This window comes from Pseudomonas sp. 24 E 13, from assembly GCF_900004715.1.
Classification (GTDB): Bacteria; Pseudomonadota; Gammaproteobacteria; order Pseudomonadales; family Pseudomonadaceae; genus Aquipseudomonas; species Aquipseudomonas orientalis_A.
Window position 1 is genome coordinate 47,186 of the sequence record NZ_CVTO01000135.1, and the last position, 15,194, is coordinate 62,379.

Genomic DNA, 15,194 nt, shown 5'->3' on the forward strand with positions numbered 1-15,194 from the left:
GTATTAGGTAAGGCGCTTCCGTAGTGCCCGTTCAGGCGCCTTCGCGGGCAAGCCCGCTCCCACATTTGGAATGCATACCCCTGTGGGAGTGGGCTTGCCCGCGAAGACGATAGTGGTTGCACTGCATCTCTATTGTTTCCCTCTGAGACGCAAGAACGGCGCCCAAGGGCGCCGTTCTTTTTACTGCATCAACCTAAGCAGTCAAACCCCCAGCACCGCATGCTGCACCAAGGTGAGCAACGGTTGCGGGTACACGCCCAGGAAGAACGCGAGCAGGGCGATGGCCAGCAGCATCACGCCACCTGCCTTCTGTTCCCAATGCAGCTCGGCGTCCACACGGCGCAGGTTCGGCTCGATCAGGTAGAGGGTGACCATCACGCGCAGGTAGTAGAACACGCCGATGGCGGAGCCCAGTACCAGGGACGCAACCAGCCACCACTCGTGGGCCTCGACGCCGGTGGCGACGATGTAGAACTTGCCGATAAAGCCGGCCGTCAGCGGGATACCCGCCAGCGACAGCATCATCACGGTCAGCACGGCGGTCAGGTACGGACGGCGCCAGAACAGGCCGCGGTATTCGTACAGGGCGTCGGCGTCACGGCCTTTGTACGGCGAGGACATCAGCGTGATTACACCGAATGCGCCGAGGCTGGTGATCACGTAGGTGACCAGATACACGCCGATGGCTTCCACGGCCAGGCCTTTGCTCGCCACCAGGGCGATCAGCAGGTAGCCGAAGTGGGCGATGGACGAATAACCCAGCAGACGCTTGAGGTTGTTCTGGGTCAGCGCCAGCAGGTTGCCGAACAGGATCGACGCAATGGCGATCACGGTCAGCACGTTGCTCAGCACGCCAGTGTTGGCCGCAGGCGAGATCTGGAACAGACGCACCATCACTGCAAACACGGCAACCTTGGACGCCGTGGCCAGGAACGCGGCCACCGGCGCCGGGGCGCCTTCGTACACGTCCGGGGTCCACAGGTGGAAGGGCACCAGCGACAGCTTGAACGCCAGGCCGATCAGCATCATCGCCAGGCCCAGTTGGGCAATCGGTGCCGGGCTGTTGGTGGCGGCCAGGGCGTGGCCGATACCGGTGAAGCTCAGGCTGCCGGCTTCGGCGTAGAGCAGGGCCATACCGAACAACAGGAACGCGGAACCGGCGGCCGACAGCACCATGTATTTGATGCCGGCTTCCAGGGAGCGCTTGCTGAAGAAGGCATACGCCACCAGGCCGTAGGTCGGGATCGACAGCAGTTCCAGGCCGATGAACAGGCCGGCCAGGTGCTGTGCGCTGACCAGCACGATGCCACCGGCCGCGGCCAGCAGGATCAGCAGGTACAGCTCTTCCTTGTTGCCCGGGTAGCCGGCGGCGCCTTCGCCGAGGTAGGCATGGGCGAGCGTGACACAGGCCAGGGTCGCCACCAGGATCAGGGCGATGTACAGCAGGGCGAAGTCATCGACCATCATCAATGGCGTGACCGCCAGTGGCGCGACCTTGAGGGCCGGGATGATCGACAGCAGGGCCAGGTTCAAACCGGCACAGGACAGCAGGAACGTTTGCGAATGATTGCGGCGCCAGGCGATCGCCAGCATCACCACCACAATGGTGAGGCTGGTGATCAGCAGCGGCGCAAGCGCGATAAAGTGTTGGATCGTGAATTCCATAGCGCTCTTACCGGGCCGAAGCGAGTTGAGAGAAGGCGGTGCCGAACCACTGCTGCACGCCATGCATCGTGGCGGCGGACGTGTCCAGGAACGGCTGCGGGTATACGCCGATGTAGATCAGCAGCACCGCAAGGCCGAGCACCATGATCAGTTCGCGCGCATCCATTCCTTGCAGGACGGTGTCGGACTTGGCCGGGCCGAAGTAGGCGCGGTGGATCATGATCAGCGAGTAGACCGAACCGAACACCAGGCCGGAGGTGGCAATGGCACTGATCCACGGCGTCTGCACGAAGGCCCCCATCAGGATCAGGAACTCGCCGATGAAGTTACCGGTACCCGGCAGGCCCAGGGACGCAGCGGCGAAGAACAGGCTGATGGCCGGCAGGTAAGCGATGCGCGACCACACGCCACCCATCTCACGCATGTCACGGGTGTGCAGACGCTCGTACAGCTGACCACTCAGGATAAAGAGTGCAGCGGCCGACACACCGTGGGCCAACATCTGGATTACCGCGCCTTGCAACGCCAGCTGGCTACCGGAGTAGATGCCGATCAGTACGAAACCCATGTGGGAAACGGACGAGAACGCGATCAGACGCTTGATGTCGGTTTGCGCGAAGGCCAGGAACGCGCCGTAGAAGATCCCGATCAGACCCAGGGTCATGGCAATCGGCGCAAATTCGGCCGAGGCATTCGGGAACAGCGGCAGGGCGAAGCGCAGCAGGCCGTAGGCGGCGGTCTTCAACAGGATACCGGCCAGGTCCACGGAACCGGCGGTCGGCGCCTGGGCGTGGGCGTCAGGCAACCAGGAGTGGAACGGCACCACCGGCAGCTTCACCGCGAACGCGATGAAGAAGCCCAGCATCAGCACGTACTCGGTGGTCAGCGACATCTTGGTCTTCAACAGGTCGGCGTAGTTGAACGTGATCACGCCGGTGCTGTTGAAGTTGACCAGGACCAGGCCCAGGATCGCCACCAACATGATCAGGCCGGAGGCCTGGGTGAAGATGAAGAACTTGGTCGCCGCGTAGATCCGGGTTTTCTTGCCGTCCGAAGAACTGTGACCCCAGAGCGCGATGAGGAAGTACATCGGCACCAGCATCATTTCCCAGAAGAAGAAGAACATGAACAGGTCCAGCGCCAGGAACACGCCGACAACGCCGCCCAGGATCCACATCAGGTTCAGGTGGAAGAAGCCCACGTGACGCTGGATCTCTTTCCACGAGCAGAGTACCGAGAGGATACCCAGCAGGCCGGTCAGCAGGATCATCAACAGCGACAGGCCGTCCAGCGCCAGGTGCACGTTGATGCCGAAGCGCTGGATCCACACGTGCTTGAATTCAAGCGCGAAGGTGGGATCGACACCCGGTGCCGGAGCGAATGAATAGTCGCCGTGGGCCCACAGCCAAAGGCCGAGCGCGAGTTCCAGGGACATGGTCAGCAACGCGATCCAGCGGGGGAGGGTGGCGCCGAAGCGTTCACCCATCCAGCAGAGCAGGCCGCCGATAAAGGGGATCAGGATTAGCCAGGGCAGAATCATGACAGGCTCGTTTCCTTTCGCAAGTTTGCAAAGTTCGCAAAGTTCATAGTCATACCGCCACCACCACGATGGCGCCGATCACCAGCACGGCACCGGCCGCCATGGACGCTGCGTACCAACGCAATTGGCCGGTCTCGCTGCGGCTCAGGGCGGTGTGACCGGCCTTGGCGGCGCGCGGGATCAGACCGATGGTCTGGTCGAGCGGGTCTTTGCGCAGCACGTGGCTGATCGCAAGGTAAGGCTTGACGAACAGTTTGTCGTAGATCCAGTCGAAGCCCCAGGCGGCGAACCACCAGGCCGAGAGGAAACGGCCAATGCCACTGTTGGCCACGGCGGTTACCAGGCGACGCTTGCCGAGGAACAGCAGGGCCGCGAGCAGGATACCGGCGATGGCGATGGCGCCCGAGGCGATCTCCAGGCTGTGCTTGTCGGCGCCGCCGGCATGGCCGACGCTTGGCGGCAGTACACCGGCCAATGGCGGGGTGATCAGCGCGCCGATGAACGTCGACAGGATGATCAGCACCGACAGCGGCAACCAGTGCGAGATGCCGTGGCCTGCATGGGCTTCGGTCTTGGCTTCACCGTGGAAGGTGATGAAGATCAGGCGGAAGGTGTACAGCGAGGTCATGAACGCACCCACCAGGCCTGCGTACAGCAGGTTATGGTTACCGCTGGCAAACGCTTCCCAGAGGATTTCGTCCTTGGAGTAGAAGCCTGCGGTCACCAGCGGCAGGGCGGCCAGGGCGGCACCACCGACGATGAAGCTGGCGTAGGCCAGTGGCAGTTTCTTCCACAGGCCACCCATCTTGAAGATGTTCTGCTCGTGGTGGCAGGCAACGATCACCGCACCGGAAGCAAGGAACAGCAGGGCCTTGAAGAAGGCGTGGGTCATCAGGTGGAAGATCGCCGCGTCCCAGGCGCCGACGCCCAGGGCCAGGAACATATAGCCGATCTGGCTCATGGTCGAGTAGGCGAGGATACGCTTGATGTCGGTTTGGACCAGTGCGGCGAAGCCGGCCAGTACCAGGGTCACGCCGCCGACGATGCCGACCAGGTGCAGGATGTCCGGCGCCAGGGTGAACAGGCCATGGGTACGGGCAATCAGGTAGACACCGGCGGTGACCATGGTCGCGGCGTGGATCAGTGCCGACACCGGGGTAGGACCGGCCATCGCATCCGCCAGCCAGGTCTGCAGTGGCAGTTGCGCGGATTTACCCACGGCACCGCCCAGCAGCATCAGGGTCGCCAGGGTGATCCAGAAATCGCCGACCTGGAATTTCTGCGGTGCCAGCACCAGCAGTTCCTGGATGTTCAGCGTGCCCACCTGTTGGAACAGGATGAACAGGCCGATGGCCATGAACACGTCGCCGATCCGCGTGACGATAAACGCCTTGAGTGCGGCGTTACCGTTGTTGCGGTTGCTGTAGTAGAAACCGATCAACAGGTACGAGCACAGGCCCACGCCTTCCCAGCCGAAGTACAGGAACAACAGGTTATCGCCCAGCACGAGGAACAGCATGCTGGCGATAAACAGGTTGGTGTACGAGAAGAAGCGCGAGTAGCCCGCTTCACCGCGCATGTACCAGGACGCGAACAGGTGGATCAGGAAACCCACGCCCACCACCACGCCGAGCATGGTGATCGACAGGCCGTCGACATAGAGCGCGAAGTTGGGCTTGAAGCCCTCCACCGACATCCACTGCCACAGCACCAGGGTGTAGTGACCGCCTTCCGGCGGCGCTACGTTGAATTGCCAGATGACGTAGGCGGCAACGATGGCCGACAAGCCAATCGAGCCCACGCCGATCAGGGCCGAGAGGTTCTCCGACCAGCGTCCGCGAGAGAACGACAGCAGCAGGAAACCGATCAGGGGAAATACGAAAGTCAGAAAGATCATGTTCATCCGCGCATCTCACTGGCAGCGTCGATATCAAGCGTGTGGAAGCGACGATACAGTTGCAGCAGGATCGCCAGGCCGATACTGGCCTCTGCGGCTGCCAGGCTGATCACCAGGATGAACATGACTTGTCCATCCGGCTGGCCCCAACGTGCGCCTGCCACGATGAACGCCAGTGCCGCAGCGTTCATCATGATTTCCAGGCTCATCAACACGAACAAAATGTTACGGCGAACCATCAGGCCGACCAGGCCAAGGCAGAACAGGATGCCGGCGACCGCCAGACCATGCTCCAAAGGGATAGCAGGCATCGTCATTGCTCCTTGGCTTCGTTGCGGCCCAAGTGGAAGGCCGTGATGGCTGCGGCAAGCAGCAGCATCGAAGCCAGTTCGACCACCAGCAGGTACGGGCCGAACAGGCTGACGCCCACGGCTTTCGCGTCCACGGTGGTGTGGCCGATGGCCTGGCCGCTCTGGTGAGCGAACAGCACATACAGCAGTTCACCCAGCAGCAGGGCTGCGAGGACAACCGGGCCGAGCCAGATGCCGGGCTTGAGCCAGACGCGTTCCTGGGCGACCGAAGCCGGCCCCAGGTTGAGCATCATCACCACAAACACGAACAGCACCATGATGGCGCCGGCATAGGCGATCACTTCCAGTACACCGGCGAACGGTGCGCCGAGGGCAAAGAAGGTCATGGCCACGGCGATCAGCGAAATGATCAGGTAGAGCAGGGCGTGCACGGGGTTGGTGTTGGTGATCACGCGAAGCGTGGACACCACTGCAATACCCGATGCGAAATAGAAAGCGAATTCCATCTTTCTTCCTTAAGGCAGCAAGCTCTTCACGTTGATCGGCTCGGCTTCGTTTTGTGCGGCGCCTTTTGGCTTACCGGCAACGGCCATACCTGCAACACGATAGAAGTTGTAATCAGGGTTTTTACCGGGACCAGAGATCAGCAGATCTTCTTTCTCGTACACCAGGTCCTGACGTTTGAACTCGGCCATCTCGAAATCCGGTGTGAGCTGGATCGCGGTGGTCGGGCAAGCTTCCTCGCACAGGCCGCAGAAAATGCAGCGCGAGAAGTTGATGCGGAAGAAGTCCGGGTACCAGCGACCGTCTTCGGTTTCAGCTTTCTGCAGGGAGATGCAACCTACCGGGCAGGCCACGGCGCACAGGTTGCAGGCTACGCAACGCTCTTCGCCATCGGGGTCGCGGGTCAGTACGATGCGGCCGCGATAGCGCGGCGGCAGGTACACCGCCTCTTCCGGGTATTGCAGGGTGTCGCGTTTGCGAAAGCCGTGACCGAACACCATCACCAGGCTTCGCAACTGGGTACCGGTACCCTTAACGATGTCGCCAATATATTTGAACATGGGTCAAATCCTCACTGAACCGCGGCAGCCGGCGTGTTCAACAACACGACGGCAGCCGTCACCAGCAAATTGATCAGGGTCAGCGGCAGGCAGAATCTCCAGCTGAAATCCATCACCTGGTCATAGCGCGGGCGCGGAATCGAGGCGCGCAGCAGGATGAACAGCATGATGAAGAACGCGGTCTTCAGGAAGAACCAGAAGAAGGCCAACTGCGGCAGGATGCCGAACGGGCCGTGCCAGCCGCCGAAGAACAGCGTGACCAGCAGGGCCGAGATCAAGATGATGCCGATGTACTCACCGACGAAGAACATGCCCCATTTCATGCCGGCATATTCAATGTGGTAACCGTCGGCCAGTTCCTGTTCCGCTTCCGGCTGGTCGAAGGGGTGACGGTGAGTCACGGCCACGCCCGCGATGAAGAAGGTACAGAAGCCAAAGAACTGCGGAATGATGAACCACAGGTTCTGCGCCTGGTACTCGACGATGTCGCGCATGTTGAACGAGCCAACCTGCACCACGATGCCCATCAGTGCCAACCCCATGAACACTTCATAGGAGACGGTTTGCGCCGAGGCACGCAGGCTGCCGAGCAGGGCGAACTTGTTGTTACTTGCCCAGCCGGCGAACAGCACCGCATACACCGACAAACCGGCCATCGCGAAGAAGAACAGCAGGCCAATGTTCAGGTCCGCCACGCCCCAGGTCGGGGTGATCGGGATGATCGCGAAGGCGATCAGCAAGGCGCTCATGGCCACGACCGGCGCCAGGGTGAAGATCACCTTGTCGGCGAACGGCGGAGTCCAGTCTTCCTTGAAGAACATTTTCAGCATGTCGGCGGCGATCTGGAACATGCCGAACGGGCCGACGCGGTTCGGACCGTAACGGTCCTGCCACCAGCCCAGCAGGCGACGTTCGACGAAGCTGAGCAGGGCGCCCGCGACGACCACGGCCAACAGGATCACGATGGCCTTGACCACCGAGATGATCACGTCGATCACTTCAGGAGTGAACCAAGTCATTGCGCTGCCTCCTGCAGACCGTCAACGGTGTGGCCAAAGATCGCTGGAGGAATCCCGGCGAGGCCTTTTGGCAGTGCAACCAGGCCGGCGCCCAGCTCGTCGTTGATGCGCAGCGGCAGACGCAGGGTCTGGCCGGCCACGCTCAGGCTGAGCAGGGCACCGTCGTTGACGCCCAGGCGGTCGGCTTCGGACTTGGCCAGCGACACGTAGGCTGCGGGGATGCGTTCTTGAACCGGCGCGGCCTTGGAAGAGGTCTCTTCGCTGCCGAACAGGTGGAAGAACGGCACGACCTGCCAAGTGCCCGGCGCCGGGTTGAACGGACGCGGTACCGCCGCGAACCAGTTCAGCGAATCGCCGCTGCTTTCGATCAGGCGGGTGCCCGGGTCGCCCGCGCGGATGTGACCACCGACTTCGTCCTGGAACTTGTTCCAGGCCTGCGGCGAGTTCCAGCCCGGCGACCAGGCAAATGGCACCTGCTGACGCGGTTCGGCCGAGCCCGAGTAACCTTCCATGGAGAAGGCGAACGCGGTGTCGATGTCTTGCGGCGTACGGGGTTCATGCACGCTGATGTCAGCACGCATGGCGGTGCGCCCGGAGTAGCGCAGCGGTTCACGCGCCAGTTTCAGGCCCTTGATGCGGAACGAAGCGGACGGTGCGGCATCGACAATCCGCGCAAGTTGCGGTGTGCTTGCAGCGGTCGCGGCGGTGACGTGGTCGAGCTGGGTCCAGTCGATCGGCTGGTTCAGCAGGGTCGCGCGCAGGGCATGCAGCCAGCGCCAACCTTCATGAACCAGGATGCTGGCGTCCATGTACTTCGGATCGAACACCTGGAAGAAACGCTGGGCGCGGCCTTCCTGGCTGACCAGGGTGCCGTCGCCTTCGGCGAAGGTCGCCGCCGGCAATACCAGGTGGGCACGCTCGCTGGTGGCGGTCTTCTGGTGGTCGGCAACGATCAGCACCTGGGCGGCGTTGAGTGCAGCGTCAACCTTGGCCGCAGCGGTGCGGGTATACAGGTCGTTTTCCAGCACGACGATGGCGTCGGCATTGCCGTCGATCACCGCTTGCAGCGCGGCATCCACGGACTCGCCGCCGAGCATGGCCAGGCCGAGGCTGTTGGCTTCCGGCACGACCAGGCTGATGGAGCCGTTCTTGTCGCGCAGTTTCAGGGCCTTGGCGATGTTGGCGGCGGCTTCGATCAGCGCCTTGGAACCCAACGAGGTACCGGCAATGATCAAGGGGCGCTTGGCTGCCAGCAGGGCGTCGGCAATACGCTGAGCCAACTCGACAGCTTCAGCGTCCAGGCCTTCAACGGCCGGCGCGCTGGCGTCGAGGGCATGGGCCACGGCGAAACCGAGGCGGGCCAGGTCGTCCGGTGCTGCGTGGACGCATTCTTCGGCGATATCGTCGAGCTTGGTTTCAGCCAGGGATGCGATAAACAGAGGATTGAGTGCGTGCTGGCCGATGTTTTTCACCGCCGCGTCAAGCCACGGCTGTACGCGCATGGCGTCGGCCATTTCCTCGGCCTTGCCTTTGACCGACTGGCGCAGCGACAACGCGATACGCGCAGCGGTCTGGGTCAGGTCTTCACCGAGCACGAAAATGGCGTCGTGGTCTTCGATGTCGCGCATGTTCGGAACGGGGAGCGGGCTGTCGTTCAGCACTTGCAGGACCAGGCGGATGCGCTCCAGTTCACCGGCTTCGATACCGCTGTAGAAGTGCTCGGCGCCGACCAGCTCGCGCAACGCGAAGTTGCTTTCGAGGCTGGCGCGGGGCGAACCGATACCGACAATATTACGCCCGCGCAACAGGTCGGCGGCTTTATCCAGCGCCGCGTCCAGGCTCAGCTTGGCGCCATCGGCCAGCAGCGGCTGGCGTGGGCGATCTTCGCGGTTGACGTAGCCATAGCCGAAACGGCCACGGTCGCACAGAAAGTACTGGTTGACCGAACCGTTGAAGCGGTTTTCGATACGACGCAGTTCGCCGTAGCGCTCGCCCGGGGAGATGTTGCAACCGCTGGAGCAGCCATGGCAGATGCTCGGGGCGAACTGCATGTCCCACTTGCGGTTGTAGCGCTCGGAGTGAGTCTTGTCGGTGAACACACCGGTCGGGCAGACCTCGGTGAGGTTGCCGGAGAACTCGCTTTCAAGCACGCCGTCTTCAACGCGACCGAAGTACACGTTGTCGTGGGCGCCGAATACGCCGAGGTCAGTGCCGCCGGCGTAGTCTTTATAGAAGCGCACGCAGCGATAGCAGGCGATGCAGCGGTTCATTTCGTGGGAAATGAACGGGCCGAGGTCCTGGTTCTGGTGGGTGCGCTTGGTGAAGCGATAACGGCGCTCGTTGTGGCCGGTCATCACCGTCATGTCTTGCAGGTGGCAATGACCGCCTTCCTCACAGACCGGGCAGTCGTGGGGGTGGTTGGTCATCAGCCATTCGACCACGCTGGCGCGGAACGCCTTGGATTCTTCATCGTCGATGGAGATCCAGGTGTTGTCGGTGGCTGGGGTCATGCAGGACATGACGATACGACCACGGGTGTCGTTCTCGTCGGTGTATTGCTTGACCGCACACTGGCGACAGGCACCGACGCTACCAAGCGCGGGGTGCCAGCAGAAATACGGGATGTCGAGGCCGAGTGACAGACATGCCTGTAACAGGTTGTCCGCCCCATCGACTTCGAGCGCTTTGCCGTCTACGTGGATAGTGGCCATGGTTCAAAGTTCTTCGTTGGCCCGTTGTCAGCGGGCGTGGCTAATGGAATCTTGTTATTCATGTGCATCAACACAGCCATCAAGGCGTCCGCACATGAGAAAAGCGAAGGGAACGGACCCTTCGCTTCTTTAAGCTCTACGCACCGACCATGGTCGGTGATACCACCTGAGTGAGTTCACCCGCGCGGGTTGGCGCGATGCCGGCCTCGAATTCAGGGCGGAAGTATTTGATTGCGCTGCCCAATGGCTCCACTGCGCCCGGTGCGTGAGCACAGAAGGTCTTGCCTGGGCCGAGGAAACCGACCAGCCCGAGCAGGGTTTCGATATCACCCTCGCGGCCTTCGCCGTTTTCCAGGGCCATCAGCAGCTTGACGCTCCACGGCAGACCGTCGCGGCAAGGGGTGCAGAAGCCGCAGGATTCACGGGCAAAGAACTGCTCCATGTTGCGCAGCAGCGAGACCATGTTCACCGTGTTGTCCACCGCCATCGCCAGGCCGGTGCCCATCCGGGTGCCCACCTTGCCGATGCCGCCGGCATACATCTGTGCGTCGAGGTGCTCGGGCAGCAGGAAACCGGTGCCGGCGCCGCCTGGCTGCCAGGCTTTCAAGGTGTAGCCGTCGCGCATGCCGCCGGCGTAGTCCTCGAACAGCTCGCGCGCGGTCACGCCGAATGGCAGTTCCCACAGGCCCGGGTTCTTGACCTTGCCGGAGAAGCCCATGAGCTTGGTGCCCATGTCTTCACTGCCTTCACGGGCCAACGATTTGTACCAGTCCACGCCGTCGGCGATGATCGCCGGCACGTTGCACAGGGTCTCGACGTTGTTCACGCAGGTCGGCTTGCCCCACACGCCCACGGCGGCAGGGAAGGGCGGCTTGGAACGCGGGTTGGCGCGGCGGCCTTCGAGGGAGTTGATCAGTGCGGTTTCTTCACCGCAGATATAACGCCCGGCGCCGGTGTGCACGAACAGCTCAAAGTCGAAACCCGAGCCCAGGATGTTCTTGCCCAGCAGGCCCGCCGCCTTGGCTTCGGCCACGGCACGGTTGAGGTGCTTGGCGGCGGTGGTGTACTCGCCGCGCAGGAAGATATAACCCCGATAGGTTTTCAGCGCGCGGGCGCTGATCAGCATGCCTTCGATCAGCAGATGGGGCAGTTGCTCCATCAGCATGCGGTCTTTCCAGGTGTTGGGCTCCATTTCATCCGCGTTGCACAACAGGTAGCGGATGTTGATGGATTCGTCCTTGGGCATCAGGCCCCACTTAACACCCGTGGGGAAGCCTGCACCGCCGCGGCCTTTAAGGCCGGCGTCTTTCACTGTCTGGACGATATCGTCCTGGGCCATGTCGGCGAAGGCCTTGCGCGCGGCGGCGTAGCCGTTCTTGGCCTGGTATTCGTCAAGCCATACCGGCTCACCGTCATCACGCAGGCGCCAGGTCAGCGGGTGGGTCTCGGCCGAACGCTTGATCAGGTTGGCCGGGCCGAAGGAAGTCAGGGTCATGGGTAGCCCTCGAGCAATTGGGTCACGCCAGCAGGCTGTACGTCACCGAATGTGTCGTCGTCGATCATCAACGCCGGCGCCTTGTCGCAGTTGCCCAGGCAGCACACCGGCAGCAGCGTGAAGCGGCCGTCGGCGGTGGTCTGGCCGAGGCCGATGCCCAGTTTGGCCTGGATCTCGCTGACCACGGACTCGTGGCCACCGATGTAGCAAACCATGCTGTCGCACACGCGAATGATGTGGCGGCCCACCGGCTGGCGGAAGATCTGGCTGTAGAACGTGGCCACGCCTTCAACGTCGCTGGCGGGAATGCCGAGGATCTCGCCGATGGCGTAGAGTGCGCCGTCCGGCACCCAGCCACGTTCCTTCTGGACGATCTTCAAGGCTTCGATCGACGCCGCGCGCGGGTCTTCGTAGTGATGCAGCTCGTGCTCGATGGCCGAGCGCTCGGTTTCACTCAGGGTGAAACGGTCTGTCTGGATAAGCGTGCTGTTCATGCTTAGCGGTCCACGTCGGCCATAACGAAATCGATACTACCCAGGTACGCAATCAAGTCCGCGACCATCTCGCCTTTGATCACCGAAGGGATCTGCTGCAAGTGCGGGAAGCTTGGGGTACGAATCCGGGTGCGGTAGCTCATGGTGCCGCCATCGCTCGTCAGGTAATAACTGTTGATGCCCTTGGTCGCTTCAATCATCTGGAAGGACTCGTTGGCCGGCATCACCGGGCCCCACGAGACTTGCAGGAAGTGCGTGATCAGGGTTTCGATGTGCTGCAGCGTGCGCTCTTTGGGCGGCGGCGTGGTCAGCGGGTGATCCGCCTTGTACGGGCCTGCCGGCATGTTGCGCATGCATTGCTCGATGATCTTCAGGCTCTGGCGCATTTCTTCGACGCGCACGATGCAACGGTCGTAGGCATCGCCATTGGCCGCCAGCGGCACTTCGAACTCGAAGTTCTGGTAGCCGGAGTACGGGCGCGCCTTGCGCAGGTCGAAGTCGCAACCGGTGGAACGCAGGCCGGCACCGGTGACGCCCCATTCCAGGGCCTCTTTGGTGTTGTATTGCGCGACGCCGATGGTACGGCCCTTGAGGATGCTGTTATCCAGGGCGGCCTTCTGGTACTCGTCCAGACGCTTGGGCATCCAGTCGATGAATTCCTTGACCAGGCGCTCCCAGCCGTTCGGCAGGTCGTGGGCCACACCGCCGATGCGGTACCAGGCCGGGTGCAGGCGGAAACCGGTGACGGCTTCGATGACCTTGTAGGCGCGCTGGCGGTCGGTGAAGGTAAAGAACACCGGGGTCATGGCGCCGACGTCCTGGATGTAGGTACCCAGGAACAGCAGGTGGCTGGTGATGCGGAAGAACTCGGCCATCATGATGCGGATGGTGTCGACGCGGTCCGGCACTTTGATACCGGCCAGCTTCTCGACCGAGAGCACGTACGGCAGGTTGTTCATCACGCCGCCGAGGTAGTCGATACGGTCGGTGTAGGGGATGAAGCTGTGCCAGGATTGACGCTCGGCCATCTTTTCGGCGCCACGGTGGTGGTAGCCGATGTCCGGGACGCAGTCGACGATTTCCTCGCCGTCCAGTTGCAGGATGATCCGGAAGGCGCCGTGGGCCGAAGGGTGGTTCGGGCCCAGGTTGAGGAACATGTAGTCCTCGTTGGTGCCGGAACGCTTCATGCCCCAGTCTTCCGGACGGAAGCGCGCGGCCTCTTCTTCAAGCTGCTGCTTGGCGAGGGTCAGGCTGAACGGGTCGAACTCGGTGGCGCGGGCAGGGTAGTCCTTGCGCAGAGGGTGACCTTCCCAGGTCGGCGGCATCATGATGCGCGTCAGGTGCGGGTGGCCCGGGAAATCGATACCGAACATGTCCCACACTTCACGCTCGTACCAGCTGGCGTTCGGCCAGATACCGGTCACGGTCGGGACGCTCAGGTCGCTCTCGCTCAGCGCGACCTTGATCATCACGTCACTGTTACGTTCCAGCGACATCAAGTGGTAGAACACGGTGAAATCGGCGCCGCTCGGCAAACCCTGGCGCTTGGTGCGCAGACGCTCGTCCACGCCATGCAGGTCATAGAGCATGACGTACGGCTTGGGCAGGTTGCGCAGGAAGTTCAGGACTTCGACGAGCCTGGCACGCGCCACCCACAGCACCGGCATACCGGTGCGTGTGGCCTGGGCGGTGAAGGCGTCAGGGCCAAAACGGTTATTGAGTTCGACAACCACATCCTGGTCGTCTGCCTTGTAAGGCGGGATATACAGAGCACTGCCTGTAGTCATGGTTTTTTATCGCTTTCGGTCAACGTAAAGAATGAAGCCAGGTTTTCGTTCTATAAAAAGAAGCGGGCTGGATCAGACTTCGTCGGGGCTGCGCAGGTTGGTGACTGCGATTCGCTGTTCGCGGCGCTGTTCCTTTTGGGACGGCATCTCGGCGCGGTACACGCCTTGATCGCCGACGACCCAGGACAGCGGGCGACGCTCCTTGCCAATCGATTCCTGCAACAGCATCAAGCCTTGCAGGAATGCTTCGGGACGGGGCGGGCAGCCAGGCACGTAGACGTCCACGGGCAGGAACTTGTCCACCCCTTGAACGACGGAGTAGATGTCGTACATGCCACCGGAGTTGGCGCACGAACCCATGGAGATCACCCATTTCGGTTCGAGCATTTGCTCATAGAGACGCTGGATGATCGGCGCCATCTTGATAAAGCAGGTACCGGCGATAACCATGAAATCCGCCTGGCGCGGCGATGCCCGGATAACCTCGGCGCCAAAGCGCGCGATGTCGTGGGGCGCCGTGAAGGCGGTGGTCATTTCCACGTAGCAGCACGAAAGGCCGAAGTTGTACGGCCACAGGGAGTTCTTACGCCCCCAGTTGACCGCGCCACTCAGCACGTCTTCCAGCTTGCCCATGTAGATGTTTTTGTGGACTTGGTCTTCTAACGGGTCGGAAACGGTTTCCCGTTCGCCGATGGGGTACTGCTCGTTAGGAGCATCCGGGTCGATCCTGGTGAGATTGTATTGCATCGCCAAAGCCTCATTGTTTCAGCTTCGCTTGCCGCTTGCGACGAGCTTCCGGAGCCCAGTCAAGGGCGCCCACTCGGAACAGGTAGACAAGACCTGCCAACAGAATTGCTATGAAAACGAGAGCTTCGACGAATCCGGTCCAGCCGCTTTCGCGGACGGACACAGACCAGGCAAAGAGAAAGAGGGCTTCGATATCGAAGATCACGAAGAGCATCGCGACCAGATAGAATTTGGCTGAGAGCCGCAAGCGGGCGCCACCTGTAGGTAGCATGCCCGACTCGAACGGTTCGTTTTTGCTGCGACCCCAGGCTTTTGACCCGAGGAGGCTGGAGACGCCGAGCATGAAGGCGCAAAGCCCCACAACACCGAGGAGGAAAATGGCAAAGCCCCAGTTGTGGGCCATGAGTCCTGTCGCGTCGGTCATGCTGGAAATCCTTAACAGAGAGCAAAGGTCTCTGAGCTCG

The 15,194-nt window shown here is 61.9% G+C and carries 13 protein-coding genes; all 13 read right to left on the reverse strand.

What is annotated here, in order from left to right:
• Positions 1 to 201: 201 nt before the first annotated feature.
• The 13 genes from nuoN to BFP90_RS17240 all read right to left on the reverse strand — a co-directional run bounded on the left by nuoN (position 202) and on the right by BFP90_RS17240 (position 15,154).
• The gene (gene nuoN / locus BFP90_RS17180; protein ID WP_065884947.1) at positions 202 to 1,665 is read right to left on the reverse strand and encodes an NADH-quinone oxidoreductase subunit NuoN; all 1,464 of its coding nucleotides are present in this window, start codon (positions 1,663 to 1,665) and stop codon (positions 202 to 204) included.
• Positions 1,666 to 1,672: 7 nt separating this feature from the next.
• Positions 1,673 to 3,205: an NADH-quinone oxidoreductase subunit M gene (gene nuoM / locus BFP90_RS17185; RefSeq protein ID WP_065884948.1), complete on the reverse strand. Its 1,533-nt coding sequence runs from the start codon at positions 3,203 to 3,205 to the stop codon at positions 1,673 to 1,675.
• A 49-nt stretch (positions 3,206 to 3,254) separates the two neighbouring features.
• Positions 3,255 to 5,108, reverse strand: a complete 1,854-nt coding sequence (gene nuoL, locus BFP90_RS17190) for an NADH-quinone oxidoreductase subunit L (protein WP_065897546.1) — start codon at positions 5,106 to 5,108, stop codon at positions 3,255 to 3,257.
• Positions 5,105 to 5,413: an NADH-quinone oxidoreductase subunit NuoK gene (gene nuoK, locus BFP90_RS17195; RefSeq protein ID WP_003174727.1), complete on the reverse strand. Its 309-nt coding sequence runs from the start codon at positions 5,411 to 5,413 to the stop codon at positions 5,105 to 5,107. The genes nuoL and nuoK overlap by 4 nt, the downstream gene beginning before the upstream one ends.
• Before the next feature lie 2 nt (positions 5,414 to 5,415).
• Positions 5,416 to 5,919 carry an NADH-quinone oxidoreductase subunit J gene (gene nuoJ / locus BFP90_RS17200; protein ID WP_065884950.1) on the reverse strand — a complete coding sequence of 168 codons (504 nt, stop codon included), beginning with the start codon at positions 5,917 to 5,919 and terminating at the stop codon, positions 5,416 to 5,418.
• Positions 5,920 to 5,928: 9 nt separating this feature from the next.
• Entirely contained in the window at positions 5,929 to 6,477 is a 549-nt protein-coding gene (nuoI, locus tag BFP90_RS17205) for an NADH-quinone oxidoreductase subunit NuoI (protein ID WP_003174725.1), read from the reverse strand.
• A gap of 11 nt (positions 6,478 to 6,488) precedes the next feature.
• A complete protein-coding gene (gene nuoH, locus BFP90_RS17210) occupies positions 6,489 to 7,496 on the reverse strand; it encodes an NADH-quinone oxidoreductase subunit NuoH (protein WP_003192116.1) in 1,008 nt (335 codons plus the stop codon).
• The gene (gene nuoG, locus BFP90_RS17215; RefSeq protein WP_065897548.1) at positions 7,493 to 10,207 is read right to left on the reverse strand and encodes an NADH-quinone oxidoreductase subunit NuoG; all 2,715 of its coding nucleotides are present in this window, start codon (positions 10,205 to 10,207) and stop codon (positions 7,493 to 7,495) included. The genes nuoH and nuoG overlap by 4 nt, the downstream gene beginning before the upstream one ends.
• 136 nt (positions 10,208 to 10,343) lie before the next feature.
• Complete coding sequence (gene nuoF / locus BFP90_RS17220; protein ID WP_057024316.1) at positions 10,344 to 11,702, reverse strand: NADH-quinone oxidoreductase subunit NuoF; 1,359 nt, start codon at positions 11,700 to 11,702, stop codon at positions 10,344 to 10,346.
• Positions 11,699 to 12,196, reverse strand: a complete 498-nt coding sequence (gene nuoE / locus BFP90_RS17225) for an NADH-quinone oxidoreductase subunit NuoE (RefSeq protein WP_003232080.1) — start codon at positions 12,194 to 12,196, stop codon at positions 11,699 to 11,701. Before nuoE ends, nuoF begins: the two co-directional genes overlap by 4 nt.
• Positions 12,197 to 12,198: 2 nt before the next feature.
• Positions 12,199 to 13,983: an NADH-quinone oxidoreductase subunit C/D gene (gene nuoC / locus BFP90_RS17230; RefSeq protein ID WP_065897550.1), complete on the reverse strand. Its 1,785-nt coding sequence runs from the start codon at positions 13,981 to 13,983 to the stop codon at positions 12,199 to 12,201.
• Between the two features lie 72 nt (positions 13,984 to 14,055).
• On the reverse strand, positions 14,056 to 14,730 hold the full coding sequence (locus BFP90_RS17235; RefSeq protein ID WP_003174719.1) for a NuoB/complex I 20 kDa subunit family protein: 675 nt from the start codon (positions 14,728 to 14,730) through the stop codon (positions 14,056 to 14,058).
• Positions 14,731 to 14,740: 10 nt separating this feature from the next.
• Positions 14,741 to 15,154: an NADH-quinone oxidoreductase subunit A gene (locus BFP90_RS17240; protein ID WP_003192109.1), complete on the reverse strand. Its 414-nt coding sequence runs from the start codon at positions 15,152 to 15,154 to the stop codon at positions 14,741 to 14,743.
• Between the last annotated feature and the right edge of the window lie 40 nt (positions 15,155 to 15,194).